Below are 26,196 nucleotides of genomic sequence, written 5' to 3' on the forward strand. Positions count from 1 at the left end.
CATGTGCGACGCGGCAATCAGGATCGAAGGGCTGCGCAAAACCTATCGCGGTGGCAAGGGTCAGCCCGAAAAGCATGCGCTGAAAGGCATTGACCTGACCGTCCCGCGCGGCTCGGTTTTTGGTCTGCTGGGTCCGAACGGTGCCGGAAAATCGACCCTGATCAATATCCTGGCTGGTCTGGTGGTGAAATCGGCGGGTCGCGTGGCGATCTGGGGCTTCGATCAGGATCAGAGTCCACGCCAGTCGCGATCGGCCATCGGTGTAATGCCACAAGAGCTCAACCTCGACCCGTTTTTCACCCCGCGCGGCGCGCTTGAGGTTCAGGCCGGTCTCTATGGCGTTCCGAAATCCCAACGGCGCAGTGATCAGATTCTGGAATTGGTCGGTCTCAGCGACAAGGCCGAGGCCTATGCACGCACTCTTTCGGGCGGGATGCGGCGGCGGTTGCTGCTGGCCAAGGCACTGGTGCATCACCCGAAAATCCTTGTGCTTGATGAGCCCACAGCAGGTGTGGATATCGAACTGCGCCAGATGCTCTGGGCCAATGTGCGCAAGCTGAACGAACGGGGCATGACCATCATCCTGACCACCCACTACTTGGAAGAAGCGCAGGAGATGTGCGACGAGATCGCCATTATCAACCACGGCGAAAAGGTCGCGCAGGACAGCACGGCCAACTTGCTGGGCCGCATGGACAGCCGCACCATGGTGATTGTGCCCGACAGCCCGATCATTGATCTGCCTGTGTCAGAAGGCGTCGAGGCAGCTCTCCGCGATGATGGCAGCCTTGTCCTGCAATACCGAAACATCCAGACCAGCGCCGAACAGGTTCTGGAATCGGTGCGCGCCGCGAATATCCGCATCCGCGACGTCCGCACCGAAGAGGCCGATCTTGAGGATGTATTCCTTGCCCTGACCTCGTCCCGTACCGAAGATCATCCGGCGGATGATCAGGATCAGCCACGCCGGGGCATCCACCGCGTCAAGCTTTAAGCCCGGTCTATTCGCGCCTGATAGCAGTTATTCCGCGCAGATCGCACGTGAATATAGGCAACGTCGGATCGGGAAAAGATATCCCTGACTTTTGCGCCGATCTGATCCGTCGGCGTGATCGCCCCGGTGCCATAGACGATCCTGTCATCCGTACCGTAGCCCTTGATCAGATAGTCGGGCGAGGTGGACAGAATTTCGGGCAGCGCGTCTTCCTCGTACCGATCACATGGTGTTGCACACAAAAAGATCGGGCCGGTTTCCGCATAGGGATGTGTCTTTGAAAAAGGCCGATGTGCCAATATCAGCATCTCATCGCCCTCGGGGATATGTCGCAGGCAGTGGCGGCACGGGTTACCTGCACCCGTCGAAACAGCACGTTCCGGCGTTGAACCATATGCATCCGCGCCACCTGCCTGAAGGGCGCGTACATCGTTGGTGGGCAAAGCGGTGATTTTGAACATCTCGGATCTCCTTTTTTTGCTGACCATGCCCGTGCGACCGGACCCAATCGACCCGTTTCCTGCGCAAAGGACTCGAAAAAGAACAAAACGTGAATATAATGTGGAATCGCCATGTATGCCGAGCTGTCGATCACGTCGAATTTTACCTTCCTCACCGGGGCGTCGCACCCCGAGGAGTATATGGAGCGTGCCGTCACCCTGGGCCTACCCGCCATTGCGATTGCCGATGACAACTCGGTCGCCGGGATCGTCCGCGCCCACACTCAGGCGCGCGAGCTCGCCCGCAAGGTCCGCGAACGGCTGGCGTGGGAGGCGCAGAATACCTCAATCGGGCCACCCTGCCCCGATCATATCCCCAAGCCGCCCTCCTATCCCATCCACGCGGTTCCCCGCCTGATCCCGGCGGCGCGGCTGATCTTCACCAATGCGCCCATGGTTACCGCTCTGCCCCTGAACCGGCAGGGCTGGGCCAACCTGTGCCGCATCCTCTCCAAAGGCCGCCTGCGCGCCGATAAGGGCGACTGCATCCTGCACCTGTCTGACCTGCTCGAATTTTCCGATGGCCTCCACCTGCTGCTGTGGCCACAGGCGGCGGGCTCTCCGGGCGGCGCGGGCGCGTGGCGGACACAGGCGCAGCAGCTGACGCGCCGCTTTGCCGGGCGGATGCATCTGTTGATGCACCCCCGGTATGATGGCGCCGATAGCGCATTTTTCTCTTTATTAGAGACTGAAGCAAAACAGCTTGGCATCCTCACGCTCGCCAGCGCGACACCGATGATGCACCACGGCACCCGCCGCAAACTGGGCGATGTGCTGACTGCCATCCGCCTGCGTCGCAAAGTGGATGCATTGGGTCGGGACGCTTTGGCCAATGGTGAACAGCGCCTGCGCTCCGAGGCCGAGATGCTACGCATCTTCAAAGGTCATGAGGGGGCCGTTGCCCGCGCTTATGCGCTCAGCGAACAACTCACGTTCTCGCTGGACGAGCTGCGTTATGAATACCCCAACGAGGGCAGCACACAAGAAACCCCGACCCAGCGCCTGCACCGTCTGGCGCATGAGGGGTTGAAATGGCGTTATCCCGCCGGGGCGTCCGAAAAGGCGAAAAAAATGCTGGCGCATGAGCTGACGCTGATCGGCAAGCTGAAATACGAACCCTACTTCCTGACCGTCCGCGATATCGTCCATTTCGCCCGTTCGCGCAGCATCCTCTGCCAGGGGCGCGGATCGGCTGCCAACTCGGTCGTTTGCTTTTGCCTCGGCATCACCGAGGTCAGCCCCGAGATGGGCACCATGGTGTTTGAACGCTTCGTCTCCGAGGCGCGCGATGAACCGCCAGACATAGACGTCGATTTCGAACATGAACGCCGCGAAGAGGTGATCCAGCACATCTATGACCGCTATGGCCGCGAACGCGCGGGCCTCTGTGCCACGGTGGTCCATTACCGCGGCAAACGCGCCATCCGCGAGGTTGGACGCGCCATGGGCCTGACCGAAGATACAATCTCGGCGCTTTCCTCACAGCTTTGGGGCTTTTTCTCGGCCTCGGGGCTTGAGGCGCAACGGATGCGCGAAATTGGCCTCGACCCCGAAGATCGGCGCCTGAAACAGACTCTAATGCTGGTTTATGAGATCGACGGCTTTCCCCGCCACCTCTCGCAGCATGTGGGAGGATTCATCATCACCGAGGGTCGGCTGGATGAGCTTGTCCCCATCGAAAACGCCACGATGGAGGGCCGCACGGTCATCTGCTGGGACAAGGACGATATCGACAGTCTTGGCATCCTCAAGGTCGATGTCCTCAGCCTCGGGATGCTCACCTGCATCCGCAAGGCGTTTGACCTGATCGGCCAGCACCACCAGACCAGCTATACCCTCGCCACCCTGCCACCCGAGGATCCGGCAGTCTATGACATGCTCTGCAAGGCGGACAGCATCGGCGTGTTTCAGGTGGAATCACGTGCACAGATGAACTTCCTGCCGCGGATGCGGCCGCGTAATTTCTATGATCTGGTGATCGAGGTTGCCATCATCCGCCCCGGCCCCATTCAGGGCGACATGGTCCACCCCTATATCCGCCGCCGGAACGGAGAGGAGGAGGTCAGCTTCCCCTCGGACGCGCTGGGCGAGGTGCTGGGCAAAACGCTGGGCGTACCGCTGTTTCAGGAACAGGCAATGCAGATCGCCATTGTCGGCGCGGGCTTCACCCCGGAACAGGCCGATCGGCTGCGCCGCTCGCTGGCGACCTTCAAGAAACATGGCAATGTCAGCGAATTCCGCGCGCTCTTTTTGCGCGGGATGAAACGCAACGGGTATGAGGATGACTTCGCGGAACGTTGCTTTTCCCAGATCGAAGGCTTTGGCTCGTACGGTTTCCCCGAAAGCCACGCGGCCAGTTTTGCGCTGCTGGTCTATGCCTCGGCATGGATCAAATGCCACCATCCGGGCATCTTCGCCTGCGCCCTGCTGAATTCGCAGCCGATGGGGTTCTACGCGCCGGCCCAGATTGTGCGGGATGCGCGCGAACATGGGGTACAGGTGCGCCCGGTCTGCATCAATGCCAGCTTTTGGGACAATGTGATGGAGCCTGATGGCCATGGCGGGCTGGCGCTGCGGCTGGGCTTTCGCCAGATCAAGGGCCTGAGCGAGGAAGACGCCAGCTGGCTGACCGCCGCGCGCGGCAACGGCTACACCCAGGTCGACGATGTCTGGCGCCGCGCAGGCCTTGGGCCGTCGGTGATCGAACGGCTGGCCGAGGCTGATGCCTTCGCCGCCTGCGACCTGACCCGGCGCGAGGCGCTGTGGCAGGCCAAGGCAATTGCCACAGCCAAGCCTCTGCCCCTGTTTTCGCAAGATCTGGAGGGCGAGGCGCTGGACGAACCCGAGGCTTATCTGCCGCAAATGACGCTGGGCGAACAGGTGGTCGAAGATTACGTCGCCACCCGCCTCAGCCTGCGGGCGCACCCGGTGGCCCTGCTGCGGTACCTGCTGACGCCGGATGGGCGCGACAAAACCACCTCTGTTCCGTAACGCCGGAACACCCTATCTGCCAAAAACAGAGTCGAAATTCAGGCCGTCATGACCAGACCCATCCTTCCCCCGCGCTTTCCCGCGACGCCCGAGCAGATCAACGCGCAAGTTCGCGCCTTTTATGCCCGTGTCCGGCAAGACGCGGTTCTTGGACCCGTATTTGCCAACCACGTCACCGACTGGCCCGCGCATGAAGACAAGATCGCCGCCTTCTGGCGCAATGCCATCCTGTATGAGCGCTGCTATGACGGCAATCCGCAACGGGTCCATATCGAACGGCCCGATGTGAAACCAGAATTCTTTGCCCATTGGCTGGATCTGTTCGAAGAGGTTGCCACCCGAACGCTGCCCGCTGAAACGGCCACCCCTTGGGTCGCCTTGGCCCGCCGCATCGGTGTCGGCATGAAGGCAGGTGTCCAATCCGCACGACAGCCCAAAGACGCGCCGCCGATCCTGCGATGATCCCAGATCATGGCGGCCATGCGATGTTAGCGGTAAAATAAGGACTATTCGCGCCCTCGGAATAGGGTTAAGCAGCACTACGGACAGCCGGGAACCCTGCCTGCGCTGCTATGATGTATCGTCACCATACCAACATAGGCCGAGGCCGGATCGATGAGCGCACAAAATAACACCCTGCGGGGGCTTGGCTATGCATTTCTGGGCTTTGCCGTCTTTGCCAGCCACGACGCGCTGATCAAGGTGCTGGGCGGCACCTATTCAGTGATGCAGATCATCTTTTTCGCCACGCTGTTTTCGTTCGTTCCAATGGCCGTCACGATCCTGACCGACCGCACGACGGGAAACTTTCTGCCGCATCACCCATGGCTCGTTCTGCTGCGCTCGGGCCTGATGGTAACGGCTATGTCCTGCGCGTTTTACGCGTTTTCGGTTCTGCCACTGGCCGAGGTCTATTCCCTGCTGTTCTCATTCCCGCTGATCGTCACGGTGCTGTCGATCCCGATACTGGGTGAAGTGGTCCGCGTTCAGCGCTGGGCTGCGGTTGGCGTCGGCCTGATCGGCGTCCTGATCGTTCTGCGCCCCGGTGCAACGGATATCACACTGGGCCATATGGCCGCCCTGATGGCCGCCTTTTGCAGCGCCTTTGCCTCGGTCCTTGTGCGCAAGATCGGGAATGAGGAGCGCTCGGCCGTGCTGATCCTTTATCCGATGCTGCTGGCCATCGTCGTGATGAGCCTTGCCCAACCGGCCGTATACCAGCCACCTTCCCTGCTGCATCTGGCGATGATGGCGTTGGTTGGGGTGTTCTCGGTCATCGCGCAACACCTGATCATTCTGGCCTACCGCGCCGCACCCGCCGGTGTCGTCGCCCCCAGCCAATACAGCCAGATCATCTGGGCAACACTGTTTGGCATGATCTTCTTCGACGAGCGCCCTGACATCTGGGTCGCCGTCGGTGCCAGCATCATCATCGCATCCGGTGTCTATGTTGTTTGGCGAGAAAGCCGGGCCAACACCACCTCGGTCAACACCCCGGTTCTGCGGGTTCGGTCGCCGCGTTCAGATACCGGGGCGTCACGGCCTGGAAAGTAGGTCCAACGAAAACGGCGCGCCGATCAGCGCGCCGTGGTTGGAAAATGTGGATTTTACTCTTAGTAGATAACCACCGACCGAATGCTTTCGCCCTTATGCATCAGGTCGAAGCCGTGGTTGATGTCGTCCAGACCCATGGTGTGGGTGATCATCGGGTCGATCTCGATTTTGCCTTCCATGTACCAGTCGACGATCTTGGGCACATCCGTGCGCCCACGCGCGCCGCCGAACGCGGTACCGCGCCACGAACGGCCGGTGACCAGCTGGAATGGCCGGGTCGAAATTTCGGCCCCTGCAGGTGCCACGCCAATGATGATCGACTCACCCCAGCCCTTATGCGCCGATTCAAGTGCTGCACGCATCACGCCGACATTGCCTGTGGCGTCAAACGTATAATCCGCTCCGCCCTTGGTCAGGTTGACGAGATACGGCACCAGATCGCCTTCTACTTCGGACGGGTTCACGAAGTCGGTCATGCCAAACCTTGTGGCCATTTCCACTTTGGAGGGGTTCAGGTCGACGCCGACGATCTGGTCTGCTCCGGCCAGACGCAGACCCTGAATGACGTTCAGGCCGATACCGCCCAGACCAAACACGATTGCGCGGCTGCCGATTTCCACCTTGGCGGTGTTGATGACCGCGCCGATACCGGTCGTGACACCACAGCCGATATAGCAGATCTTGTCGAACGGCGCGTCCTCGCGCACCTTGGCCAGGGCGATTTCAGGCAGAACTGTGTGGTTCGAGAAGGTCGAGCAGCCCATGTAGTGCAGGATCGGATCGCCATCCAAGGTCGAGAAACGAGAGGTGCCATCGGGCATCAGACCCTTGCCCTGGGTTTCCCGGATCGCCTGACACAGGTTGGTCTTGGGGTGCAGACAGTATTCACACTCGCGACATTCCGGCGTGTAAAGCGGGATCACATGATCGCCCGACTTCAGGCTGGTTACGCCCGGACCCACTTCAACCACCACGCCTGCGCCTTCATGGCCCAGAATGGCCGGGAACAAGCCTTCGGGGTCGGCACCCGACAGGGTGAATTCGTCGGTATGACAGATACCGGTGGCCTTGATCTCGACCAGAACCTCGCCCGCCTTGGGGCCTTCGAGGTTCACATCCATCACTTCCAAAGGTTTGCCTGCCTGAATGGCGACGGCGGCACGGGTACGCATGCTACTTATCTCCCTGTCACTTTTGCCCCGACCCTGCGTCAATTACAGGGTGTTTTCAACCGTGCTTTCATGGCAGGTTGGCTAATTAATTGATATTGCAGAAACGACATTGCCAGAATGAGGAACGCCAATGCACCGATTTTTCCCGATCCTGATCTTTCTGGCGGCCTGCGCTGAAACCCCGCCCGCGCCCGAAGACGCTTTGCTGCCGCCGGAACCTGCCCCGGTCGATCTGGCCTTTTGTCAGGGAGAAGATTTTTCCGATACCGTTGGCCAGCCGGTTTCGAACATTCAGGCAAACCTGCCCGCGCGGTCGCGCGTGCTGGGCCCGGATGGAATCGCCACACAGGATTACCGCATCGACCGGTTGAACGTGTACGTGAATGGCGACGGGATCATCCAGCGGCTGACCTGCGGATAAGGGCGGACTCGACTCAGGCATCGATTCTCACTTAAGAACATAATAAGAACATTGTGATGCCTGCAAATGCCCAAACGCCGAATACTTTCGCTATGGTTCCCCCGTCTGGGGGCTGAACGGCTGATCCGCGCTGCGCGGGGGCTGCATACCGGGCCTTTGGCCATCGTGGCCGAACAGTCGAACATGCAGGTTATTACCTCAGTGAATGCCGATGCGCAGGCTGCCGGGCTGCGTGTAGGCCAGCCGGTGCGGGATGCTCATGCCATGTGTGCCAACCTGATCACACGCCACCGTAACGCCCCGGCCGAAGCCGCGTTCCTGGCCGCGCTGCGCCGCTGGGCGGGGAAGTTCAGCCCATGGGTGGCCGAAGAGGCCCCGGACGGGCTGATCGTCGATCTGTCAGGTTGCGCCCATCTGTTTGGCGGAGAGGAGGCGTTGCTGAACGTTCTTGAAACCGATTGCGCGGATATGGGCCTCAGCGTACAGATTGGCATCGCCGACACGCTGGGCGCAGCCTGGGCTTTGGCGCGCTATGCGGGGCAGGCGGCCACATCCGACCGCAATGGCGACGCCATCAGTCAGGAGGCCCGCGCCACCCGCGCCCGGGCGGGCAAACGGCGGCACTGGACCAAAGGCGGCACCGCGCCGCAAGTGAGGGCCCTGGGTGGAGGCGCGCGGATCGCGCCGCCGGGGCAATCTTATGGCGCACTCAGCCCCCTGCCTATCGCCGCGCTGCGGTTGGAAGATCAGGTTGTCGTGCAGCTGAACCGTCTGGGCCTGCGTCGCATCGGCGATCTGCTGGGTCAACCCCGCGCCAGCCTTGCGCGGAGGTTTGGGCGCGGGCTGGTTCTGCGGTTGGATCAGGCCATGGGCAGCGCGCCCGAGCCTGTCTCGCCCGCCCGCCCGCCGCATCACTTCGCGGTGCGGATGACCTTGCCCAACCCGATTGGTCTGGTTGAGGATGTCATGGCTGCGGTTGATCGGGTTCTGCCAACGCTTTGCACCAAGCTGGAAGAAAAGGGGCGCGGTGCCCGCACCCTGCGGCTGGAGGCGCACCGCGCCGATCAGGCGGCTGAGATTATCGAGGTCGGTCTGGCCCGCCCAACTTACGATAAATACCGCATTCGTCCTTTGTTAGAGATGAAAATTGACAAGATCGACGCAGGCTACGGCATCGACATGCTGCGGCTTGAGGCGGTTCAGACAGAACCCATCCACGCGCGCACCGTGGCCGGCCATGCCGAAGCCCGCCGTGTGGCCCGCAACCGACTGGCGGGCAATACCGCCGTGGATGACCTGATCGGCAAGCTGGGCGCGCGGGTGGGGCTTGAGGCGATCACCCGGCGCCATCCCGCGGCCTCGCACATCCCTGAGAAAACGGCGCAAACGCTGGCGGCGGCATGGTCGGAACCTCCCCGCGACTGGCCTGCGCCGCCACGCCCCCGCCCCCTGCTGATGTGGCAGCCTGAGCCGGTAATGGCACCGGAAACCCCTGACGTGCCCAGCGCCTTTCGCTGGCGCAGGCGTAACTGGCAGCTGGCGCAGGCCACCGGCCCGGAACGGATCGCACCGGAATGGTGGCTGGATGACCCGAACTGGCGCAGCGGCGTGCGGGACTACTGGGTTGTGGTGACACAGCAGGGCGAGCGGTTGTGGCTGTTTTATGGCCATGGCGGAACCATGTCTGCAGGCTGGTTCTGTCACGGGCAGTTTGGTTAGGGTCTATTTCCCTCGGTACACCAACAGATCCGGCAGATAGTCAATCAGACGGATAAACCACGAGAATGGTGCAGGAAAATCCGTACGGAAACGACGCCGCGACATCGCCTTGAGCACATGACCCGCGGCATCCTCGGGGCTCATCAGCATGGGCATCCTGAAGCTGTTTTTCTCAGTCAGACGGGTCTTGATGAAGCCGGGATTAATGATCCGCACGGTCACGCCGGTGCCCGCCAGATCATGGCGCATCGTTTCCGCCAGGGAAATCAGTGCCGCCTTGCTGGCCCCATATCCGATGGCCGCTGGCAACCCGTGATAGCCCGCGAGCGACCCGATCAGCGTAATATCCCCCCGACCTGCCTTAACAAGGTCCGGGACGCTTTCACCCAACACACGCAAAGCACCCAGATAGTTTACATCACCCATCCTGAGCGACGCCTCTGTATCCCAATCCGCCGAGCGCACGGGGTCATACGCGCCGGCATTGTAAACCAGCCCATCGACCAGACCCGCCTCGGCCACAGCCCCGCGAACAGAGTCTAAATCAGTGACATCGCACCGGATCGCGCGGGCATTGGGAAGCTCGGAGCAGATGTCAGCCAAACGTTCAGAACTACGCGCCGACAAGATCAAATGCGCGCCCCTGTCGCTTAGCGCCTTAGCCAAAGCACGACCCAAACCTTCGCTTGCGCCGATGATCCAATAGGTTTTTCCGTCAAAGCTGCTCATGCGCGGGCCGATTCAGTCATGTTTCATATTCTACGGGCCCGTGACGTAGTTGGATCAAATGCGATCGCGCTTCTGACAAAACTTCCAACCGGATTGATCCAGCTGCACCTACCCCGCGTATTTCATTCTAAGAACCACTTAACGAGGCTGGAATGTTCGACGAAACCCAGGGCGTACGGAAGAAAATCGCAGTTGTTGGTGCAGGTATTTCAGGCCTTTCAGCCGCCTACTACCTTTCAGAAAACAATGACGTGACCCTCTATGAGGCGGAACCGCGGTTAGGTGGCCATGCCCGCACAGTCATGGCCGGGAAGAACGGCGATCAACCGGTGGATACTGGTTTCATCGTCTTCAACTACGCAACCTATCCTTTTCTGACCCGACTTTTTGATGAGCTCAATGTTCCCGTGATCGAAAGCGAAATGAGTTTTGGCGCGACAATCGACAATGGTCGTATCGAATATGGTTTGAACAATCTGCGCACCCTGACCGCGCAGAGGCGCAATCTTGCGCGCCCTGCCTATTACAAGATGATTGCCGACATTCTGCGCTTTGGCAAAAAGGCTCCGGAGGCTGCAAGAGATGACGACACCACGATTGGTGAGTTGGTGGATCAGCTTCGTCTGGGACACTGGTTCCGCCACAACTATCTGATGCCAATGTGTGGGGCGATCTGGTCAACTCCGGTTGAACTGGTGGATCAGTTCCCTGCACGCTCATTGGTGCAGTTCTTTCGAAATCACGCCCTTCTGGCCAGTGGCCGCGCAAATCAACACCAGTGGTACACAGTTAAAGGTGGCAGTATCGAATATGTCCGCAGGATCGATGCCGCCCTACGGGCACGAGGGGCGGCAATCCGTTTGGCCAGTCCGGTTCAGAACATTTCCCGGAGTGAGACAGGTGTTACGGTCCGCAGTCAGGGTGCGGTGGATCAGTTTGATGAGATCATCCTGGCTACCCACTCTGACCAATCGCTTGCCATTTTGGGCGGGAATGCCACCCCGGCGGAAACCGCTGCACTGGGCGCAATTCGGTACCAACCCAACACCGCCACCCTGCATTGTGATCCTGGCCAGATGCCAAAGCGGCGTGCATGCTGGTCCAGCTGGACCTATCGATCACAGGCCGGAGACGTAGGCGTTACATATTGGATGAATCGACTACAGAACATACCGGACAACGACCCGCTTTTTGTGACGCTGAACGCCTCGACAGATATTCCAGCGGATAAAATCTATGATCAGGTCGAATTTGCCCACCCGGTATTCGACAAAGCCGCCCTGAAAGCACAGGGGCATATTCGCGAGATACAAGGACAGAACCGAACCTGGTTCGCCGGTGCGTATAACCGGCACGGATTTCACGAAGACGGGATCGCCAGCGCGATGCATGTTGTTAAGCGGATAAATGGTGTCCCGCAAACAATCGGAGCTGAATATGCCATTCTTGGACAAGATCCGGCCATCTCTGTTGCCGCCGAATAGCGGGATGTTGCGCGCGAGCCTTCTAAGCCTTTCCTTGCTGGCCCCCACTGGGTTGATCGCGTCGCCTGTGACGGAAGAGTTGGATGGTGCACAACTTCGCGGAACTGCAACCTTCCGCTATCTCGGGTTTCCGATTTACGACGCCAAGCTTTACACACCCAAAGGTGCTTCGTTCAGTTGGAGTGAAGATTTCGGGCTTCAGCTGACATACCGTAAAAGCATCAAGAAGAATGCGCTGGTCAACTCGACGCTCGGCGAGATGAAACGCGTCGGCCACCCTGCCCCGGTCGGCGACCAACTGGACGTGTGTTTTAGGGGTGTCACCAAGGGTGACAGCTATCTGGCGGTGTCCGACGGGCCAGACAAGGTCAGTTTCTGGCTGAACGGTCGAAAGACCTGCACAATGGCATATCCGGGCATCAAACGCAGTTTCATGTCGGTTTTCCTCGGCGAAAACACACGGTCAGCGTCCTTCACCCAGATGCTTCAGGGAAAGTGATGCTTTACCCTCGGGTCAGCTTATACGCGCTGATGCTCGCTGCGGCGGGCATCCCGCTATACATTCATCTACCGCGTTTTGCGGCGGTGAATCTGGGCATTGGACTGGGGGTGATTGGCACCGTCTTGCTGATGATCCGATTGGTCGATCTGGTACAGGACCCACTGATCGGTTGGGCGATAGATAGATGGCCCGGTGGCCAGCTTGTCTTTGCGTCCATGGCAGCTCTCGGCCTTGCCATTGGATTTCCGGCGCTGTTCAGCCTGCAACAAGGCGCAGATGTACTGACATTGATTGTTCTTCTGATACTGTTGTTTTCGGCTTATAGCCTGGGGACTATCCTGCTCTACGGGCGAAGTGCGACGCTAGCAAAACGCGCGGATGCGAAGGAGTTGATGACCCTCGCCGCTTATCGGGAAGGCGGACAACTGACAGGCGTTATCATCGCGGCAAGTGCCCCTGCCCTTTTTGTTGCCGCCGGAGCCCACGCGCAAGGCTATCCCGCATTTGGTCTGTTTCTGGGTCTGTTATCGGTCGCAACCCTGTTGTTGACTGTTCCGATCTGGCGGCGGCCCCCAATCACCGGATCCGGTCTGTCTTTCGCAAGCCTGGGCAAGGCCGGGGGTTTGCGCCTTCTGGTGCTGGCTTTGATCAACAGCCTGCCTGTGGCCACCACATCGACCCTGTTTCTCTTTTTCGTAGAGGACCGTTTGCAACTGCCCGGCAAAGCCGGACCGTTGCTGATCCTGTTTTTCCTCAGCGCGGGCGCAAGCGTGCCGCTTTGGGCAAAGCTCAGCAACAAAATTGGCTCGAAACAGACACTGATAATTGCGATGCCGCTTTCCATCGCGGGGTTTATCGGTGCCGCCACACTGAGCGCTGGGAACCTCACCGGTTTTGCGTTGATTTGCCTCGCCTCGGGTGCCGCTCTGGGCGCGGATATGGTCGTGCTGCCCGCCATGTTTTCGGTCACTTTGACCCGAGCCGGTCTTAACGCGTCCACAGCGTTTGGTATCTGGTCCTTTGCTGGCAAGCTGGGCCTGGCTCTGGCAGCCTTTATTACCCTGCCATTGCTGGAGCGCAGTGGCTTCACCCCCGGTCAAACCAATTCCGCCCAAGCGCTTGATTCACTCAATCTCGCCTACGCGGTGCTGCCCTGCATCCTGAAACTTGGGGCCTTTGGAATGGTCCTGACCCTGCCAACCGAGGTTACAAGCAAATGAATGCTTTCGCCATCATCCTGCTGGCTCTGCTGATTGCAATGTTTTTCCGCGCCCGACTGCTGAGCTTTCGTGCGCAGACCCCGTCAGACTATGCCGGCACTGGGCCCATCTTTTCGCTGAAAAGGCATCTGAACGGTGAAATCCTGTCCGAGGGTCTGATCTATGGCCCCAATGGCAGGATGTCGAACAGCTTTGTGGCCCGCATGATCGGTGAGTGGAATGGGAACACCGGCACACTTTCCGAGTTCTTCACGTACTCAAATGGCAAAAAGATGAACCGTAAATGGTATCTGACGCTAGGCACCAGAAATACGTTCACGGCAACAGCAGAGGATATCGTTGGCGAAGGTCACGGCACGATATCCGGCGCAACGATCAAGCTGACCTACAGGATCATTCTGCCCAAAGACGCAGGAGGACACACACTGGATGTTACAGACTGGATGTATCTGACAGAACATGGCGTCATTATGAATCGTTCCGAGATGCGTAAGTTCGGCATCAAGGTTGCTGAGCTCGTTGCAACAATGCGCCCGAACCTCAAATCACATCCGATCCACGTAAGTGGCGCAAATGAGTACAGCATCACTTCAGAAAGGCAGCTGGTGCAATGATCACAGGTCGCTCTCTGATTACATGTGTTGCCGTCGCAAGCCTTGCTCTTCTGGCTGCCTGCTCCGGCAAACCGAAGGTTCCGACAACTTTTCTGTCTGAACGGCAACTGAACCTCGAGGAATTCTTCGACGGAAAGACCGTAGCTTACGGGCAGTTTCAGGATGTGTTGGGGAATGTTCCACGCAGATTTGAAGTCGATATCGACGGCACATGGGACGGGAAAACCCTGACACTGGTCGAGGATTTTATCTACGACGACGGCGCAACTGAACAGCGCATCTGGACGTTGACAAAGACTGGCGATGACACGTGGACTGGTACTGCGCCCGGTGTGCTGGGAACCGCCAGCGGGACCGAAAGGGGCGACACCTTCAACTGGAAATACAAAATTGACCTGCCTGTCAAAGATGGCACGATGCGCGTCAGTTTTGACGACTGGATGTGGCTGCTGACCGAGGACCGTCTGTTAAACCGCGCTTACGTCTCACGCTTTGGCGTACGCCTCGGCGAAGTTATCCTGATCTTTGAAAAAGGATAGATCCCGCTGTTCCCAACTAGACGTTGCCCATCAATAAAATATGAACTCGTCCACCGGCACCTGTACCAGTCGCCTTGCTGCGCCAGCCATGTTTGCACTTGGCCCATCCGGCGTTGCAGCATCCTGGCGGGCTCCGACTTCAGTTTTCAAACGGGCACGCTCAATCTCGCCCCACAAGAAAAAAAGACCGTCCCGTTTGCCGACAAGACCGGCAGGTATCGTGGTCCGCAAAACACGAGTTTTTGCCTGTGACATCTGCTCTCTTACTGCCTCCGGTGTTTTCCACCTTTTGCAGAAAACCTACCGGTTATTTCGGGAAAAGCCAATTTTTTATGGGCAGAACCCGATTTTCAACCCCCCGTTGACAGGGGTGTTCGCAGCTCTCGCTGAAGGGTGTTGTCCTGACTGGGTATTTGCAGGCACCGCCGATTGCCACACATTCTGTTTAGGGCGGGTTTCCCCGGCGTGTCGACAGTGGTTCCTTCTTTGACAACCTCTCGGCTATGGAACGCCCCGGATCATGCAGTCGACTGCTCTGACACGATCTCTCCGAACCGCGTAAAGAACTTTGCCGACAACTTCTTGGCGGTTCCCGCAATCAGCCGACTGCCGAGCTGAGCGATCTTGCCACCAACATCAACCTTCGCCGTGTATTTCAGTACGGTTTCGTCACCTTCTTCGGTCAACGAAACGTCTGCGCCGCCTTTGGCAAATCCAGCCGCCCCGCCCTTGCCTTCACCCATCAAAGAGAACCCGTTTGGTGCATTGGCCGTGTCCAATGTGACCTCACCCGCAAAGCGCGCTTTGACCGGGCCAATTTTCAGAACAACTTTCGCCTCAAGATCGGTTGGTGATTTCTGCGTCAGTTCCTCACATCCCGGGATGCATTCCATCAAAATGTCGGGATCGTTAAGCGCGCGGTAAACGACGTCGCGTGGCGCTGCGATACGGATTTCATCAGTCAGTTCCATTCAGGTCTTTCCTTTGTTCAACAACATCTTGGAAATAGGCGCATTGCAGCCGTTTCTATCCTTTAAGCCAGCCACGCAGGCCACATGTGGCAAAGGTGTTCAAGCAAGCTTTTCATCATGCGACACCTTTGCTGCCTTTTCACCGTTCCGCCACATCACAATCTCGGCCAAAATCGACAGGGCGATCTCATGCGGATCTATGGCATGTATGTCCAACCCCGCCGGGGATTTCAGGCGCGCAACTTTCAAAGGGTCCAATCCCTGGGCGATAAGCTTTGCAGTCAGCGTAGCTGCCTTGCGGCGACTGGCCACCATCGCCACGCGTGTCGCATCGGTTTCCAATGCAGCCTTCAAAGCGGATGCATCGCTGCGCCCCTGCGCAGCCACCACGACAAAGTCCCGCGGCTCCACGCCCAGCGCATCGACCTGAGCCAAGGCGAACCGCACATGGTTTCCAGCAATATCAAGCCCATCCTCGACAACCGTGCGAAATCCGGCCAGCGATCCATGTGCCGCCAGAGCTTTGGCAATCGACCCCTCGCCGAAAATCACCAGCCGGGGCGCGTGTTGATAGGGCTCGACCAAAAGATCAACAGTGCCACCGGACGGGCACCCACTTTTGAACGTTTGCACACCATCGGGATCGGTCATTTTCACCACCTTTTCCGAAGGTTTGACACGGATAATCTGCGGCACCCCGGACGTCCAAGCCTGTTGCGCCGCGGCCCGGACTGCGCGCTGCACACAAGCCCCGCCAAGATGCCCCAGAATTTCACCCGCCCGGGTAATCGCTGCCTTGCCCCCAGCTTTGGCCGAGGTCGCATCCGCCGTGCGCAAAACCGTCGCCACGCAAAAGGCCTCTCCGGTTCCGCGCAGCTGATCGATGGTGTCAAAAATGTCGAAACTCGCCAATGTCAGACTCCTTTCACAGCTTTTGGAACTGCGGCTCAAGCGCCGCCAATGCATCCAGCGTATTGGCCGGTAAATGCGCGTCCAGATAGGGTTCAGCTGCCTGCATCGCTGCCGCAATCGGCTTATAATCCTTCCAGCCCTTCAAAGGGTTCAGCCAGACGATCCGACGTGCCTTGCGCCTGATACGCGCCAGCACATCCCCCAGATCCTGCGGATCAGAACTGCAATATCCGTCCGACAGGATCAGGACGACAGTACGCCCGTTCAGTGCCCGCGCACCGTATCCCGACAGAAATCGCTCCAGACTGCCGGAAATATCCGTACCGCCGCCAAAGCCTTCGGCCATCAGCGACAACCGACCCGCAGCCCGGAGGGTGTCATGGTCGCGCAACGCATCTGTGACCCGCATCAATCGCGTGTGAAACAAATACGCGTCCGCCTCGATCCCGCTGCCGATCAACCCTTTCAGAAAAGCCAGAAACACACGTGAGTATACGGTCATCGAACCACTCACGTCGCACAATGCCACAATCCGCATCGGGCGCGGCGGCCGCGCTCGGCGATACAGGTCCAGCGGCTCACCGCCTCGCGCCAGACTGGCGCGCTGTATTCGGCGCATGTCCAGAACAGCCCCGCGCAACGCCCGTTTCCGGCGGCGCGATCGCCTGTCCCGAAATGCCCGCGCCAAGGTCAGGGCGGCTGTTTCAGCCTGTTTTAGAGTCTCTTCATCCATCAACTCTCGCAAGTCCCGGCGTGACAGGTTGGCCGTTCGCGTAGCGATCAACTTACCGTCCACCCCTTCGCCTTCCCCTTCACCGCAGTCAGGCGTAGTGGTCACTTGCGCCGACCCGGATCGTGGTTCGTCCTCACCCTGAGTGCTGCTCTGCCAGATCATTGGCTTGGCTGACTGCACCCGCACATGCTTGTTTTTCGCTGTTCCCGAACGCTGTACGCCAGCGTTGAACCAATAGGCGTCGAACAGTTCATCAAATCGGCGCCAATCTTCCGCATCTCCGGTCAATACCGCGCACATGGCTTGCCGGGCCTGTTTGGCATCCGTTGCATCCACTTCGGACAAGGCGGCAAGCACGTCCCCCGCATCCGACGCCCCCAATTGCATACCGTTCATTCGCAAATGCGCTATGAAACCCGACATACGGTCGGCAAGACCCGAGGCCCGAGAGGGAAAGCGCGTAACCTGCATCACGCGACCTTTCCAATCAGGCGATCCATCACCTCGGGCGGTGCCGCATTGTAATCTGCGGCAGTTTTCAGCAAACACACCAGTGACGCCTGCACGTCTTCGCGGGATTTGGCCAGATCATTAACACCCAACCCGGACAGGGCTGCTGCCCAATCCAGCATTTCGGCGATGCCCGGTTTCTTCTCAAGATCTTCCTGACGCAGCGCCTGTACAACACCGATGATCTGACGCGCCAGAATCCCCTCAATTTCAGGCAGGCGTGCCCGCAGGATTGCCAGTTCGGTCTCCCTCGAAGGATAGTCAAGAAAGCTGTACAAACACCTTCTGCGCAGTGCATCCGACAAATCCCGTGTCCCGTTGGCCGTCAGAATGACGACAGGCCGCACATGTGCCTGCACCGTTCCCAACTCGGGTATGGTGATCTGAAAGTCTGACAGGATTTCCAGAAGATAGGCTTCGAACTCCTCATCCGCCCGATCAATCTCATCAATCAACAGAACCGGAGGTTTCGTTTCCGAGATAGCCTCTAACAAAGGCCTTTTCAGCAAATATTCATCCGAAAACAGCTGCGCCTCCGCGACGCCGCCTTGCGCTTCGCTCGCCCGGATCGCCAATAGCTGTCGCTGATAGTTCCATTCATAGATGGCATGACTGGCATCCAGACCTTCGTAGCATTGCAGACGTATCAATCGCGTATCGCGCCAGGCTGCCACCGCTTTCGCAACTTCGGTTTTCCCCACACCCGCCGGCCCCTCCAGCAACAAAGGGCGCCCAAGTTGCTGCGCCAGATGCAACGCCATGGCCAACCGATCATCGGCAACATAGCCCTGCGCGGCCAACCCGTTCTGCACGTCGTTCAAGGTCAAAACCAGGATCCTATCTTCATCTGGCCCCAAATATCCCGGGGGAGGTTCGGAGTGGGCAGAGCCCCCTCCGTCCAGTCGGACGGGCAACAGCCGGTCCGATCCCAATCACCCATGCATCCCCAGACCATTGGCAATCTTCCAAATCCGCCAGTGATCGTGCGGCATATGGCTCTGCACCAACCCAAAAGGCCGGAACGCGTCATGCACTGCGTTCGAGAACGCAGGCACACCGCCGACATTCGGGCTTTCCCCCACACCCTTTGCCCCAATCGGATGGTGCGGGGACGGGGTCACCGTATGGTCGGTGGTATAGTTCGGCGTCTCCCACGCGGTTGGCAGGAAGAAGTCCATCAGCGTACCGGTCTTCACATTGCCCATATCATCATAGGCAATCTCTTGCCCCATCGCGATAGCCAGTGCCTCGGTCACACCGCCATGGACCTGACCCTCGATGATCATCGGGTTGATCCGGGTGCCGCAGTCATCCAAAGCGTAGAACTGCCGGACCTCCCATTCACCGGTATCCACGTCAATCTCCATGACACAGATATAGGCCCCGAACGGATAAGTCATATTCGGCGGGTCGTAATAGCTGACGGCCTCCAGACCCGGCTCCAGTCCAGGAATGGCCTGATTATAGGCGGCGAATGCGATTTCCTTCATGGTCTTGAACCGCTCAGGCGCGCCTTTGACAGCAAAGCGATCCACGTCCCATTCGACGTCATTGTCATGCACCTCCAGCAGATAGGCCGCGATCATCTGGGCTTTTGCCCGAATTTTGCGGGCCGCCATCGCCGTGGCCGCACCAGCGACCGGAGTAGACCGGGACCCATAAGTCCCAAGCCCGTAAGGTGCGGTATCCGTGTCACCCTCTTCCAGCGTTATGTCATCGGCGGGCAGGCCGATTTCACTGGCGATGATCTGGGCAAAGGTTGTGGCGTGGCCCTGCCCTTGACTGATCGTCCCCAGCCGCGCGATCGCTGATCCGGTCGGATGAATGCGAATCTCGCAGCTGTCGAACATCCCCAGCCCGAGGATATCGCAGTTCTTCACCGGTCCGGCCCCGACGATTTCCGTGAAATGCGTCAGGCCGATGCCCAGCAGCTTGCGCGTTTTCCCAGCCTTGAAATCTGCGATCCGCTGCGCCTGTTCCGCCCGCAGACCCTCATAGTTCACGGCCTTCAGCGCCTTGTCCCAGGCGGTGTGATAATCGCCCGAGTCATATTCCCAGCCCAGCGCCGACTGATACGGGAACTGATCTTTGCGGATGAAGTTGATCCGGCGCAGCTCGGCCGCGTCCATGTTCAGCTTGATGGCCAGAACCTCGATCATGCGTTCGATGAAATAGGCAGCTTCGGTTACGCGGAAGGAACAGCGATAGGCCACACCGCCCGGCGCCTTGTTGGTATAGACACCATCCACCGCCAGATAGGCAGTCGGGATGTCATAAGACCCGGTGCAGATATTCATGAAGCCGGCAGGGAATTTGGTCGGATCGGCACAAGCGTCGAAACCACCATGATCCGCCGTGGTGTGACACCACAATCCGGTGATCTTGCCATCCTTGGTGGCGGCAATCTTCCCCTGCATCCAGTAGTCGCGGGCAAAGGCAGTGGACATCAGGTTTTCCATCCGGTCCTCGACCCACTTCACCGGCTTGCCGGTAACGATCGAGGCCACCACCGAACACACATAGCCTGCGTAAGCCCCCACCTTGTTGCCAAACCCACCACCGATATCGGGGCTGATCACGCGGATATTATGCTCGGCCAGCCCCGAAATCAGAGACACAACTGTCCGGATTGCATGGGGGGCCTGGAACGTCCCGTACAGAGTCAGCTTGCCAGTCACCTTGTCCATCGACGCCACGCAACCGCAGGTCTCAAGCGGGCACGGATGGGTGCGGTGGTAATAGATCATCTCTTCGGCGACCACGTCCGCCTCGGCCAGCACAGCTTCGGTCGCGTCCTTGTCGCCCTGTTCCCACGTAAAGATGTGGTTGTGATGTTTGCGCGGACCATGTGCGCCTTCGGTCTGACCTTCCAGGTCTTCGCGGAGCACCACGTCCGACTTCAACGATTCGAACGGGTCCGTGATGACAGGAAGCTCTTCGTATTCGACCTCGACCAGTTCAACGGCATCTGCCGCGACATAGCGGTCTTCGGCCACGACATAGGCAACTTCCTGGCCCTGAAACAACACCTTGCCATCGGCCAGCACCATCTGCTTGTCACCGGCCAGTGTCGGCATCCAGTGCAATCCCAAAGGCGACAGGTCTTCGGCGGTCAAAACGGCGATCACGCCGGGCAGTGCCAAGGCCGCCTCTTTGTTCACGCTGATGACGCGGGCATGTGCGTAGGGGGAGCGCACAAAATCGCCAAACAGCATCCCGTCCAACTTGATGTCATCAACGTAATTACCCTTGCCTTGAGTGAAACGCACGTCCTCGACGCGCTTTCGGGCGCAGCCCATACCTTTGAGGTTGGCAGCGCGTTCTTCGGGGGTCAGAGTCTGGTCGGTCATTCCGCGGCCTCCTTCTGTGCATTGAGCAAATCAGCCGAGGCCGAGATCGCTTTGACGATATTCTGGTATCCCGTGCAGCGGCACAGGTTTCCGGCCATGCCGAAACGGATTTCCTCCTCGGTCGGGTTCGGATTCTCCTGCAACAGACGATGCGCCCGGGTGATCATGCCCGGCGTGCAGAACCCACATTGCAGCCCGTGATGTTCGCGAAACATTTCCTGCAACACTCCAAGGCTGCCATCATCATTGGTCAGGCCTTCAACGGTTGTGATCTCAGCACCGTTTACCTGCGCTACAAAGGCGGTGCAGGATTTGACCGACTTGCCGTCGATATCCACGGTGCAGGCACCGCAGTGGCTGGTTTCACACCCGATATGTGGGCCGGTGATTTTCAGGTCTTCCCGAAGGAAGTGGATCAGCAGCGTGCGCGGCTCGGCCAGACCTTCAACCTGCTTGCCGTTTACGGTCAGTTTGACATGCATTTTCGACATTGGTTCCCTCCCCCTCAGCCCGCGCGGCTTTGCGCACGGTCGATGGCGCGGCGCAGCACGACGGCTGCCACGTGTTTCTTGAATTCGACGGGGCCGCGGTTATCAGCGACCGGATCGATCGCGTCTAGCATTGCGGCAACGCACCCTTCGACATCACCTCCGGCCAGCGCGGTGCTGGCCTCATCCGACCAGATGGGCGTGTCGGCCAGATTGGTCATCGCAACCGAGGCCTGACCGTTGCCAACCATCACAGCCGCGGCGGCGGTCGCATAATCTCCTATCTTGCGCTTTTGCTTTTGATAGGCCTGCCCCACGCCTGCACCCGGCACAGGGATCGAAATCCGGATCAGGATTTCTTCGTCTTCGCGGGCGGTGAAATACGCGGCCTCATAAAAATCACGCGCGGCAACTGTCCGGTTCCCGTCCGGGCCGGACAATTCAAACGAGGCGTTCAAGCATTGCATCAGACCCGGCATGTCATTGCCCGGGTCACCATTGGCTACATTGCCACCGACAGTGCCCATGTACCGCACTTGCGGATCCGCAATCTGAAGCGCCGCCTCGCGGATCAGCGGAATGGCTTCGGCCAGACCACTGTGGGTGATCAGCTCGTGCTGCGTGACCATCGCGCCCAAAGTAACGGTGTCAGGCCCGACCTCTATCCCCTTTAGTTCTTCAATGGCCTGAAGATCGACCAGATGACCCATCTCGGCCATCCGAAGCTTCATCATCGGGATCAGGCTGTGCCCACCCGCAATCACGCGCGCCTCGTCGCCATATTCCTTTAGAATGCCGATGGCCGAGGCAATGTCGCCTGGCCGGTGATACTCAAAGCCGGCTGGTATCATGTTTTTCCTCCCTGGGTCCGGGCGATATGCCTTGGGGGACCTGAGGTAAGGAAAGAACGGCGGATTTAACTGATCCAGTTAAGGAAAACGGAGCGCGCGGCTTGTTTCACGAAATGCGAAAGAACTGCACGAGTTGCGCCTACAATCCCAGTGCTTCGCGAATATCCGTCAGGCGGGACCGGCTGACCGGCACCTTGCTCAGTGCGTCAACGCCATCGAAATAGCAGGTGCCATTGTCCTTGTGACGTTCAAAGCGCGAGACGTGTTTCGGGTTCACCAGATAGCTACGATGCGCCCGCAGGAAGCCTTCGGGCAAAAGTCGCGTTTCCGCATCCGTGATCGACCAGGGGCAGAACAGTTTCTCTGCATCCATATAGAGAACCGTATAATGCCCCTCGGCCCGAATGGCGGCGATCCGCGCGGGATGCGCAAAAAAGGTCTGGCCTTCGCGCTCATACGGAACACCAGCGCGCATTGGGGCGGGTTCCGACACAGGTCCCGAGGCAGGTGCAGTCACGGGCTTTGGCTCTATGAACGTAATACCGGTCAACAGGAAAGCACCACAGATCAGAAAGACAGATACCGTCACCCCCATTGCCAAAGCTTGGTTATCCAGCGCAGGACCCGCACCACCGAGGCTGTCGCTCGCGACGAAATCTGTCAGGCCTGTGGCGACAAAATGCATGGTGAACACCGCTAGCCCGAAACAAACCGTGCCAAGCAGGATGTTTCGTTGAGTCCGGTTGCCATAAGCCACCCAGATTGCAGACACCGACAAGATTACCGATGCCAGTGCTGACAGAGCAACATCGAAAATATCATAGACGGGGCGGCAAAGCTGCATTCCTGCCATCCCGACATAGTGCATCGCGACGATACCCAGCCCGACAATCACACCGGACCCGATCATCGTCTGAACCGAACGAGGCCGGAAATGCAGCATCAGTAACGCCAGCCCGACCATCAGGATCGCAACCAGTGCCGACATCAGGGTAATCAGGGCATCATAGTAGAACAGGATTGGCAGTTGCAGCCCCAGCATCGCTACGAAATGCATCGACCAGATGCCGCCGCCCAGAATGACAGCGGCCAATGCCACCACGAACTTGCGCTGCTGGCTATCCAGCCTTGACGCGCCATGCGTCAGGTACAGACCCGTGAACCCGGCCATGAGCGCCACGGCAAGCGAAGCCACCACCAACCAAGTGTTGTGAGAGTAGTCCAGCATTTGGATTTGAACGCCCTCCCCGACGCGAGGATGACGTTAGCAAACCGAATTGATTGCGACAATTCACAGTTAGCAACAGCAGGGCTCAGACCTGTTTCTGAGCCTCTGCGTCGTCCGCGACCTCTACGGCATCCACTGAGACTTCAATCACATCGTCGTCTTCCGCAGGCTCGACTGTTTCGGGTTCTTCAGTCTGGTTTTCAAGTGCACCGACGATCAGGGGCAACATGTGAACCCCAGTTGCTGTTGAAATCTCGGGTGTCTGTGGCGTCTGCCAGCTGAGCGTATCGAAGCTGTGGCAGTTCTGACAGACAGGTCCCCATTCGGGTTGAATGTCATGACAGTTGTCGCACACCCATTGCGGGCCGCGCGGCGCGTTCAATGCCTTGGCAAGCCAACCTTGCACAACAGCGTCCGTGGCACCCTCGCCGCGCTCAACGGCAGCCATCAATGTATAGGCCCGCGCATCACCTCGTTTTTCGACAACATCACCCAAGGCACGGCGGGCTTCGGGAAAGTCTTCGGCCACAATGTTCAGCTCGGCTAGGATCAAACGGGTTTCCATGTTTTCAGGATGAATGCGCGTCAGTGCCGTGAAACGCCTGACCCTTTGTTCCGGGGTTTCATCCGGCTCGATCTCGGCAAAGGCATGGGCCAGATCCGGATGCGGACGAACCTCCCACGCTTTTTTCAGGATCTTGGTCGCTGCCCGGGACTTCCCCTTGGCGATATACGCGCGGGCCGCCATTGCGGCGGCAGGCACCAGATCGGGCGACAGGCGATTGGCTTCGATCGCGCGCTCCTGTTGCTCGACAGTTGCGCCTTCATCCAGGATTCCTTTGGCTTCAGACAGCGCCAGAACCGCATCGCGGCGTTTGAATACGTCGCGCGGCAGATACCCGGCTTTCAACTTGGACGTCAGCGTCGACCGGGCACCGGCCCAATCCTGCGCCTTGGTCTGCAAATTCAGCAGAACATCCTGTGTCTCTTCGTGGCGGGGTTTTATGGCCAGTGCCTTTTCGGCCAGCTTGCGGGCGGTTTCATCATCCCCTTCGGCCAGCTTCTGTTTCATGATACCGCGCACACCGACAAACCGGGTCGCACTGTTTGTCACCAGTTTCTTGTAAGTGTCCGAAGCTTTCTTGGTGTCACCCGTCATCTCGGCAGCCTGGGCCACCAGAAGATCCGTCAATTCCGGCTTGTTCAACAGCTTTTCGGCCTTACTGGCCTTGGTCATGGCTATGCGCCCTTCGCCCGAGGCCAACGCCATCAACCCATCGGCCAGCGCCTGATAGCCGCGCTGTTCTCGACTGCGATCGAAATACCGCGACAGAGCGGTTTCGTCGCCGTTGAGGAATTTGAGCGTCGCAACCAACAGGCTGAGCAGTTTGAAGAACAGCCAGACCGCAAGCACCAGAACACCCAACGCAATCACCGACTGAAGCGGCCCAAGGGTGAATTCCGTGCCGGCGACGGTGATCTGCACCCCACCGCTGGTTTGCATCAGGAAGTGACCGCCCAGCGCCAGCAGGCCGATAATCGCAACAAAAACGAGGATCTTAAACAATGACCACAGCATGGCAGGTCCTTCAGTTCGAGTTCAGGCTGGAAGCCAGCGTATTCACGGAGTCAACGGCGGCGGCTCGTGTTCCGGCTGCCTGCTCCCAATCGGCCATTGCAGCCTGCGCCACTTCGGGAAGTGATTTCAGTTCGTTCAACGCTTTGGTCAGGTCACCATATGCCAGTGCAGCCTGCGCGCGCGACAGAACAGCGTCTGGACCATCACCTTCCTGAGGCGTGACGGAACGGGCACCCGTTTGACGTTGCAGAAAGGCGACCAAACCCGTTCCTTTGTCAGCCTCGCGCGCCTCGGCCAATGCATTTCGCGCAGCAGGCTCGAACGACGCCCGAAGCGCGGTCAGAGTTGCCACGCCTTTTTCCGACGGGCCGGACAGGGCGTCCGGCACATTCACGCCGCCTGCCTTCAATTCAGCAACCAATTCCGAAAAAGGCTGGCCGGTGTCCAGCTGCCCACGCAGACGCGCCAGAATGGCAGCATTCGTTGCGGCTTGTGCTTCTGCCGAGGCTTTCGCTTCAAGAGCCTGAGCGTCCGAAACCATTTTTTCGACTTCAGCCCGTTGAGCGGCCAGCGAGTCTTGAAGTTTCTTCAGTTCCGCCGCAAACGCGGCGGTTGCCTCGGGTGAGGCTGAGGAGGCGATCGGGGCTTTTTCCAGCGCGGCGATCCGGTCCGTCAATGGCGCGACCTCACCGGACAGCGCATCAACCGAGGATTTTACCGTGCTCAGGTCGCCTTCAACCGGTGTCAGCTTGTCCGACAGTGCTTTGACCTGATCTGCCAGTCCAGACACATCAGGGCCGTTTGCAAGCGCCTGTGACAGCTTGGCGATCTGGTCCGATTGTTCTGTCAGCTTTGCTTCCAGCGCCGCCAGCGCCCCCGAGTTGTCCGGGCCGGTTGGCAACAGCCCTCCATTGCCCAGCGCGAAACCTGCAACGGCAGCCAGCGCCCCACCCAACAGGGCCGGAACGAAACCGCCGCGTTTTTCGACTACGCGTTCGACGGTCTTTTCATCGACCGGGGCTTCGGCTTCGGCTTCGGCTTCGGCTTCGGCTTCGGCTTCGGCTTCGGCTTCGGCTTCGGCTTCGGCTTCGGCTTCGGCTTCGGCTTCGGCTTCGGCTTCGGCTTCGGCTTCGGC

The 26,196-nt window shown here is 59.1% G+C and carries 25 protein-coding genes; 11 read left to right on the forward strand and 14 right to left on the reverse strand.

Translation table 11 applies throughout. The annotated features are described in order from the left end of the window. Position 1 precedes the first annotated feature (1 nt). A complete protein-coding gene (locus ACR0AP_RS09780) occupies positions 2-994 on the forward strand; it encodes an ABC transporter ATP-binding protein (RefSeq protein ID WP_480506606.1) in 993 nt (330 codons plus the stop codon). Here ACR0AP_RS09780 and ACR0AP_RS09785 read toward each other — a convergent pair. Continuing rightward, the gene (locus tag ACR0AP_RS09785; protein WP_480506580.1) at positions 991-1,455 is read right to left on the reverse strand and encodes a DUF1203 domain-containing protein; all 465 of its coding nucleotides are present in this window, start codon (positions 1,453-1,455) and stop codon (positions 991-993) included. The two genes, ACR0AP_RS09780 and ACR0AP_RS09785, sit on opposite strands and share 4 nt — an antisense overlap. Before the next feature lie 111 nt (positions 1,456-1,566). On the opposite strand from ACR0AP_RS09785, the gene ACR0AP_RS09790 reads away from it, so the two are divergent. From ACR0AP_RS09790 to ACR0AP_RS09800, 3 genes are all read left to right on the forward strand, one after another. Beyond that, positions 1,567-4,485 carry an error-prone DNA polymerase gene (locus ACR0AP_RS09790; protein ID WP_480506581.1) on the forward strand — a complete coding sequence of 973 codons (2,919 nt, stop codon included), beginning with the start codon at positions 1,567-1,569 and terminating at the stop codon, positions 4,483-4,485. A 48-nt stretch (positions 4,486-4,533) separates the two neighbouring features. Then, positions 4,534-4,947, forward strand: coding sequence for a group III truncated hemoglobin (locus tag ACR0AP_RS09795; RefSeq protein ID WP_480474472.1), 414 nt, complete (start codon positions 4,534-4,536; stop codon positions 4,945-4,947). Positions 4,948-5,100: 153 nt separating this feature from the next. Next, on the forward strand, positions 5,101-6,039 hold the full coding sequence (locus ACR0AP_RS09800) for a DMT family transporter (RefSeq protein WP_480506582.1): 939 nt from the start codon (positions 5,101-5,103) through the stop codon (positions 6,037-6,039). 59 nt (positions 6,040-6,098) lie between these two features. Here the strand turns inward: ACR0AP_RS09800 and ACR0AP_RS09805 are convergent, their stop codons facing one another. Beyond that, on the reverse strand, positions 6,099-7,211 hold the full coding sequence (locus ACR0AP_RS09805) for an S-(hydroxymethyl)glutathione dehydrogenase/class III alcohol dehydrogenase (protein WP_480506583.1): 1,113 nt from the start codon (positions 7,209-7,211) through the stop codon (positions 6,099-6,101). Positions 7,212-7,341: 130 nt separating this feature from the next. On the opposite strand from ACR0AP_RS09805, the gene ACR0AP_RS09810 reads away from it, so the two are divergent. Both ACR0AP_RS09810 and ACR0AP_RS09815 read left to right on the forward strand, forming a co-directional pair. Then, complete coding sequence (locus ACR0AP_RS09810; RefSeq protein ID WP_209505205.1) at positions 7,342-7,632, forward strand: I78 family peptidase inhibitor; 291 nt, start codon at positions 7,342-7,344, stop codon at positions 7,630-7,632. 66 nt (positions 7,633-7,698) lie between these two features. Further along, positions 7,699-9,351 carry a Y-family DNA polymerase gene (locus ACR0AP_RS09815; protein ID WP_480506584.1) on the forward strand — a complete coding sequence of 551 codons (1,653 nt, stop codon included), beginning with the start codon at positions 7,699-7,701 and terminating at the stop codon, positions 9,349-9,351. 3 nt (positions 9,352-9,354) lie between these two features. Here the strand turns inward: ACR0AP_RS09815 and ACR0AP_RS09820 are convergent, their stop codons facing one another. After that, positions 9,355-10,080 carry an SDR family NAD(P)-dependent oxidoreductase gene (locus ACR0AP_RS09820; protein WP_480506585.1) on the reverse strand — a complete coding sequence of 242 codons (726 nt, stop codon included), beginning with the start codon at positions 10,078-10,080 and terminating at the stop codon, positions 9,355-9,357. 152 nt (positions 10,081-10,232) lie between these two features. Here ACR0AP_RS09820 and ACR0AP_RS09825 point away from each other — a divergent pair, with 152 nt between their 5' ends. Genes ACR0AP_RS09825 through ACR0AP_RS09845 form a run of 5 tightly spaced genes read left to right on the forward strand, consistent with a single transcriptional unit; the run spans position 10,233 to position 14,439 of the window. Then, complete coding sequence (locus tag ACR0AP_RS09825) at positions 10,233-11,564, forward strand: NAD(P)/FAD-dependent oxidoreductase (protein WP_480506587.1); 1,332 nt, start codon at positions 10,233-10,235, stop codon at positions 11,562-11,564. A gap of 4 nt (positions 11,565-11,568) precedes the next feature. Beyond that, positions 11,569-12,063, forward strand: coding sequence for a hypothetical protein (locus tag ACR0AP_RS09830; protein ID WP_245220513.1), 495 nt, complete (start codon positions 11,569-11,571; stop codon positions 12,061-12,063). Beyond that, positions 12,063-13,286, forward strand: coding sequence for an MFS transporter (locus ACR0AP_RS09835; protein WP_480506589.1), 1,224 nt, complete (start codon positions 12,063-12,065; stop codon positions 13,284-13,286). Before ACR0AP_RS09830 ends, ACR0AP_RS09835 begins: the two co-directional genes overlap by 1 nt. After that, complete coding sequence (locus tag ACR0AP_RS09840) at positions 13,283-13,900, forward strand: DUF3833 domain-containing protein (RefSeq protein WP_480506590.1); 618 nt, start codon at positions 13,283-13,285, stop codon at positions 13,898-13,900. Before ACR0AP_RS09835 ends, ACR0AP_RS09840 begins: the two co-directional genes overlap by 4 nt. Continuing rightward, positions 13,897-14,439 carry a DUF3833 domain-containing protein gene (locus ACR0AP_RS09845; protein ID WP_480506591.1) on the forward strand — a complete coding sequence of 181 codons (543 nt, stop codon included), beginning with the start codon at positions 13,897-13,899 and terminating at the stop codon, positions 14,437-14,439. Before ACR0AP_RS09840 ends, ACR0AP_RS09845 begins: the two co-directional genes overlap by 4 nt. A gap of 30 nt (positions 14,440-14,469) precedes the next feature. Here ACR0AP_RS09845 and ACR0AP_RS09850 read toward each other — a convergent pair whose 3' ends face one another. The 11 genes from ACR0AP_RS09850 to ACR0AP_RS09900 form a co-directional block, all read right to left on the reverse strand. After that, positions 14,470-14,694 carry a hypothetical protein gene (locus ACR0AP_RS09850; RefSeq protein ID WP_209505213.1) on the reverse strand — a complete coding sequence of 75 codons (225 nt, stop codon included), beginning with the start codon at positions 14,692-14,694 and terminating at the stop codon, positions 14,470-14,472. A 263-nt stretch (positions 14,695-14,957) separates the two neighbouring features. After that, a complete protein-coding gene (locus tag ACR0AP_RS09855; protein ID WP_480487916.1) occupies positions 14,958-15,410 on the reverse strand; it encodes an SRPBCC family protein in 453 nt (150 codons plus the stop codon). Positions 15,411-15,509: 99 nt separating this feature from the next. Beyond that, positions 15,510-16,322 carry an XdhC family protein gene (locus ACR0AP_RS09860; RefSeq protein ID WP_480506593.1) on the reverse strand — a complete coding sequence of 271 codons (813 nt, stop codon included), beginning with the start codon at positions 16,320-16,322 and terminating at the stop codon, positions 15,510-15,512. 13 nt (positions 16,323-16,335) lie between these two features. Beyond that, on the reverse strand, positions 16,336-17,526 hold the full coding sequence (locus tag ACR0AP_RS09865; protein ID WP_480506607.1) for a vWA domain-containing protein: 1,191 nt from the start codon (positions 17,524-17,526) through the stop codon (positions 16,336-16,338). Further along, positions 17,526-18,392 carry an AAA family ATPase gene (locus tag ACR0AP_RS09870; RefSeq protein WP_480506595.1) on the reverse strand — a complete coding sequence of 289 codons (867 nt, stop codon included), beginning with the start codon at positions 18,390-18,392 and terminating at the stop codon, positions 17,526-17,528. The genes ACR0AP_RS09865 and ACR0AP_RS09870 overlap by 1 nt, the downstream gene beginning before the upstream one ends. 105 nt (positions 18,393-18,497) lie before the next feature. Continuing rightward, positions 18,498-20,915, reverse strand: a complete 2,418-nt coding sequence (locus ACR0AP_RS09875; RefSeq protein ID WP_480506596.1) for an aerobic carbon-monoxide dehydrogenase large subunit — start codon at positions 20,913-20,915, stop codon at positions 18,498-18,500. After that, entirely contained in the window at positions 20,912-21,406 is a 495-nt protein-coding gene (locus ACR0AP_RS09880) for a (2Fe-2S)-binding protein (RefSeq protein ID WP_480474462.1), read from the reverse strand. The genes ACR0AP_RS09875 and ACR0AP_RS09880 overlap by 4 nt, the downstream gene beginning before the upstream one ends. A 14-nt stretch (positions 21,407-21,420) precedes the next feature. Next, positions 21,421-22,254, reverse strand: a complete 834-nt coding sequence (locus ACR0AP_RS09885; RefSeq protein ID WP_480506597.1) for an FAD binding domain-containing protein — start codon at positions 22,252-22,254, stop codon at positions 21,421-21,423. Between the two features lie 139 nt (positions 22,255-22,393). Then, positions 22,394-23,482, reverse strand: a complete 1,089-nt coding sequence (locus ACR0AP_RS09890; protein ID WP_480506598.1) for an MHYT domain-containing protein — start codon at positions 23,480-23,482, stop codon at positions 22,394-22,396. A gap of 85 nt (positions 23,483-23,567) precedes the next feature. Continuing rightward, entirely contained in the window at positions 23,568-25,061 is a 1,494-nt protein-coding gene (locus ACR0AP_RS09895) for a heme biosynthesis HemY N-terminal domain-containing protein (protein WP_480506599.1), read from the reverse strand. 10 nt (positions 25,062-25,071) lie between these two features. After that, the coding region (locus ACR0AP_RS09900) for a COG4223 family protein (RefSeq protein WP_480506601.1) at positions 25,072-26,196 on the reverse strand (1,125 nt) is incomplete at its 5' end.

This window comes from Ruegeria sp. AF7 (assembly GCF_056541885.1).

Excerpts from the sequence above, each read along its gene's own strand:
- ACR0AP_RS09855 (WP_480487916.1), bottom strand. The coding sequence starts at position 15,410 with ATGGAACTGACTGATGAAATCCGTATCGCAGCGCCACGCGACGTCGTT.
- ACR0AP_RS09820 (WP_480506585.1), bottom strand. The coding sequence starts at position 10,080 with ATGAGCAGCTTTGACGGAAAAACCTATTGGATCATCGGCGCAAGCGAA.
- ACR0AP_RS09885 (WP_480506597.1), bottom strand. The coding sequence starts at position 22,254 with ATGATACCAGCCGGCTTTGAGTATCACCGGCCAGGCGACATTGCCTCG.
- ACR0AP_RS09830 (WP_245220513.1), top strand. The coding sequence starts at position 11,569 with ATGTTGCGCGCGAGCCTTCTAAGCCTTTCCTTGCTGGCCCCCACTGGG.
- ACR0AP_RS09840 (WP_480506590.1), top strand. The coding sequence starts at position 13,283 with ATGAATGCTTTCGCCATCATCCTGCTGGCTCTGCTGATTGCAATGTTT.
- ACR0AP_RS09795 (WP_480474472.1), top strand. The coding sequence starts at position 4,534 with ATGACCAGACCCATCCTTCCCCCGCGCTTTCCCGCGACGCCCGAGCAG.
- ACR0AP_RS09790 (WP_480506581.1), top strand. The coding sequence starts at position 1,567 with ATGTATGCCGAGCTGTCGATCACGTCGAATTTTACCTTCCTCACCGGG.
- ACR0AP_RS09895 (WP_480506599.1), bottom strand. The coding sequence starts at position 25,061 with ATGCTGTGGTCATTGTTTAAGATCCTCGTTTTTGTTGCGATTATCGGC.
- ACR0AP_RS09850 (WP_209505213.1), bottom strand. The coding sequence starts at position 14,694 with ATGTCACAGGCAAAAACTCGTGTTTTGCGGACCACGATACCTGCCGGT.
- ACR0AP_RS09780 (WP_480506606.1), top strand. The coding sequence starts at position 2 with ATGTGCGACGCGGCAATCAGGATCGAAGGGCTGCGCAAAACCTATCGC.
- ACR0AP_RS09800 (WP_480506582.1), top strand. The coding sequence starts at position 5,101 with ATGAGCGCACAAAATAACACCCTGCGGGGGCTTGGCTATGCATTTCTG.
- ACR0AP_RS09865 (WP_480506607.1), bottom strand. The coding sequence starts at position 17,526 with ATGCAGGTTACGCGCTTTCCCTCTCGGGCCTCGGGTCTTGCCGACCGT.
- ACR0AP_RS09815 (WP_480506584.1), top strand. The coding sequence starts at position 7,699 with ATGCCCAAACGCCGAATACTTTCGCTATGGTTCCCCCGTCTGGGGGCT.
- ACR0AP_RS09845 (WP_480506591.1), top strand. The coding sequence starts at position 13,897 with ATGATCACAGGTCGCTCTCTGATTACATGTGTTGCCGTCGCAAGCCTT.
- ACR0AP_RS09880 (WP_480474462.1), bottom strand. The coding sequence starts at position 21,406 with ATGTCGAAAATGCATGTCAAACTGACCGTAAACGGCAAGCAGGTTGAA.
- ACR0AP_RS09890 (WP_480506598.1), bottom strand. The coding sequence starts at position 23,482 with ATGCTGGACTACTCTCACAACACTTGGTTGGTGGTGGCTTCGCTTGCC.
- ACR0AP_RS09875 (WP_480506596.1), bottom strand. The coding sequence starts at position 20,915 with ATGACCGACCAGACTCTGACCCCCGAAGAACGCGCTGCCAACCTCAAA.
- ACR0AP_RS09785 (WP_480506580.1), bottom strand. The coding sequence starts at position 1,455 with ATGTTCAAAATCACCGCTTTGCCCACCAACGATGTACGCGCCCTTCAG.
- ACR0AP_RS09805 (WP_480506583.1), bottom strand. The coding sequence starts at position 7,211 with ATGCGTACCCGTGCCGCCGTCGCCATTCAGGCAGGCAAACCTTTGGAA.
- ACR0AP_RS09810 (WP_209505205.1), top strand. The coding sequence starts at position 7,342 with ATGCACCGATTTTTCCCGATCCTGATCTTTCTGGCGGCCTGCGCTGAA.
- ACR0AP_RS09825 (WP_480506587.1), top strand. The coding sequence starts at position 10,233 with ATGTTCGACGAAACCCAGGGCGTACGGAAGAAAATCGCAGTTGTTGGT.
- ACR0AP_RS09835 (WP_480506589.1), top strand. The coding sequence starts at position 12,063 with ATGCTTTACCCTCGGGTCAGCTTATACGCGCTGATGCTCGCTGCGGCG.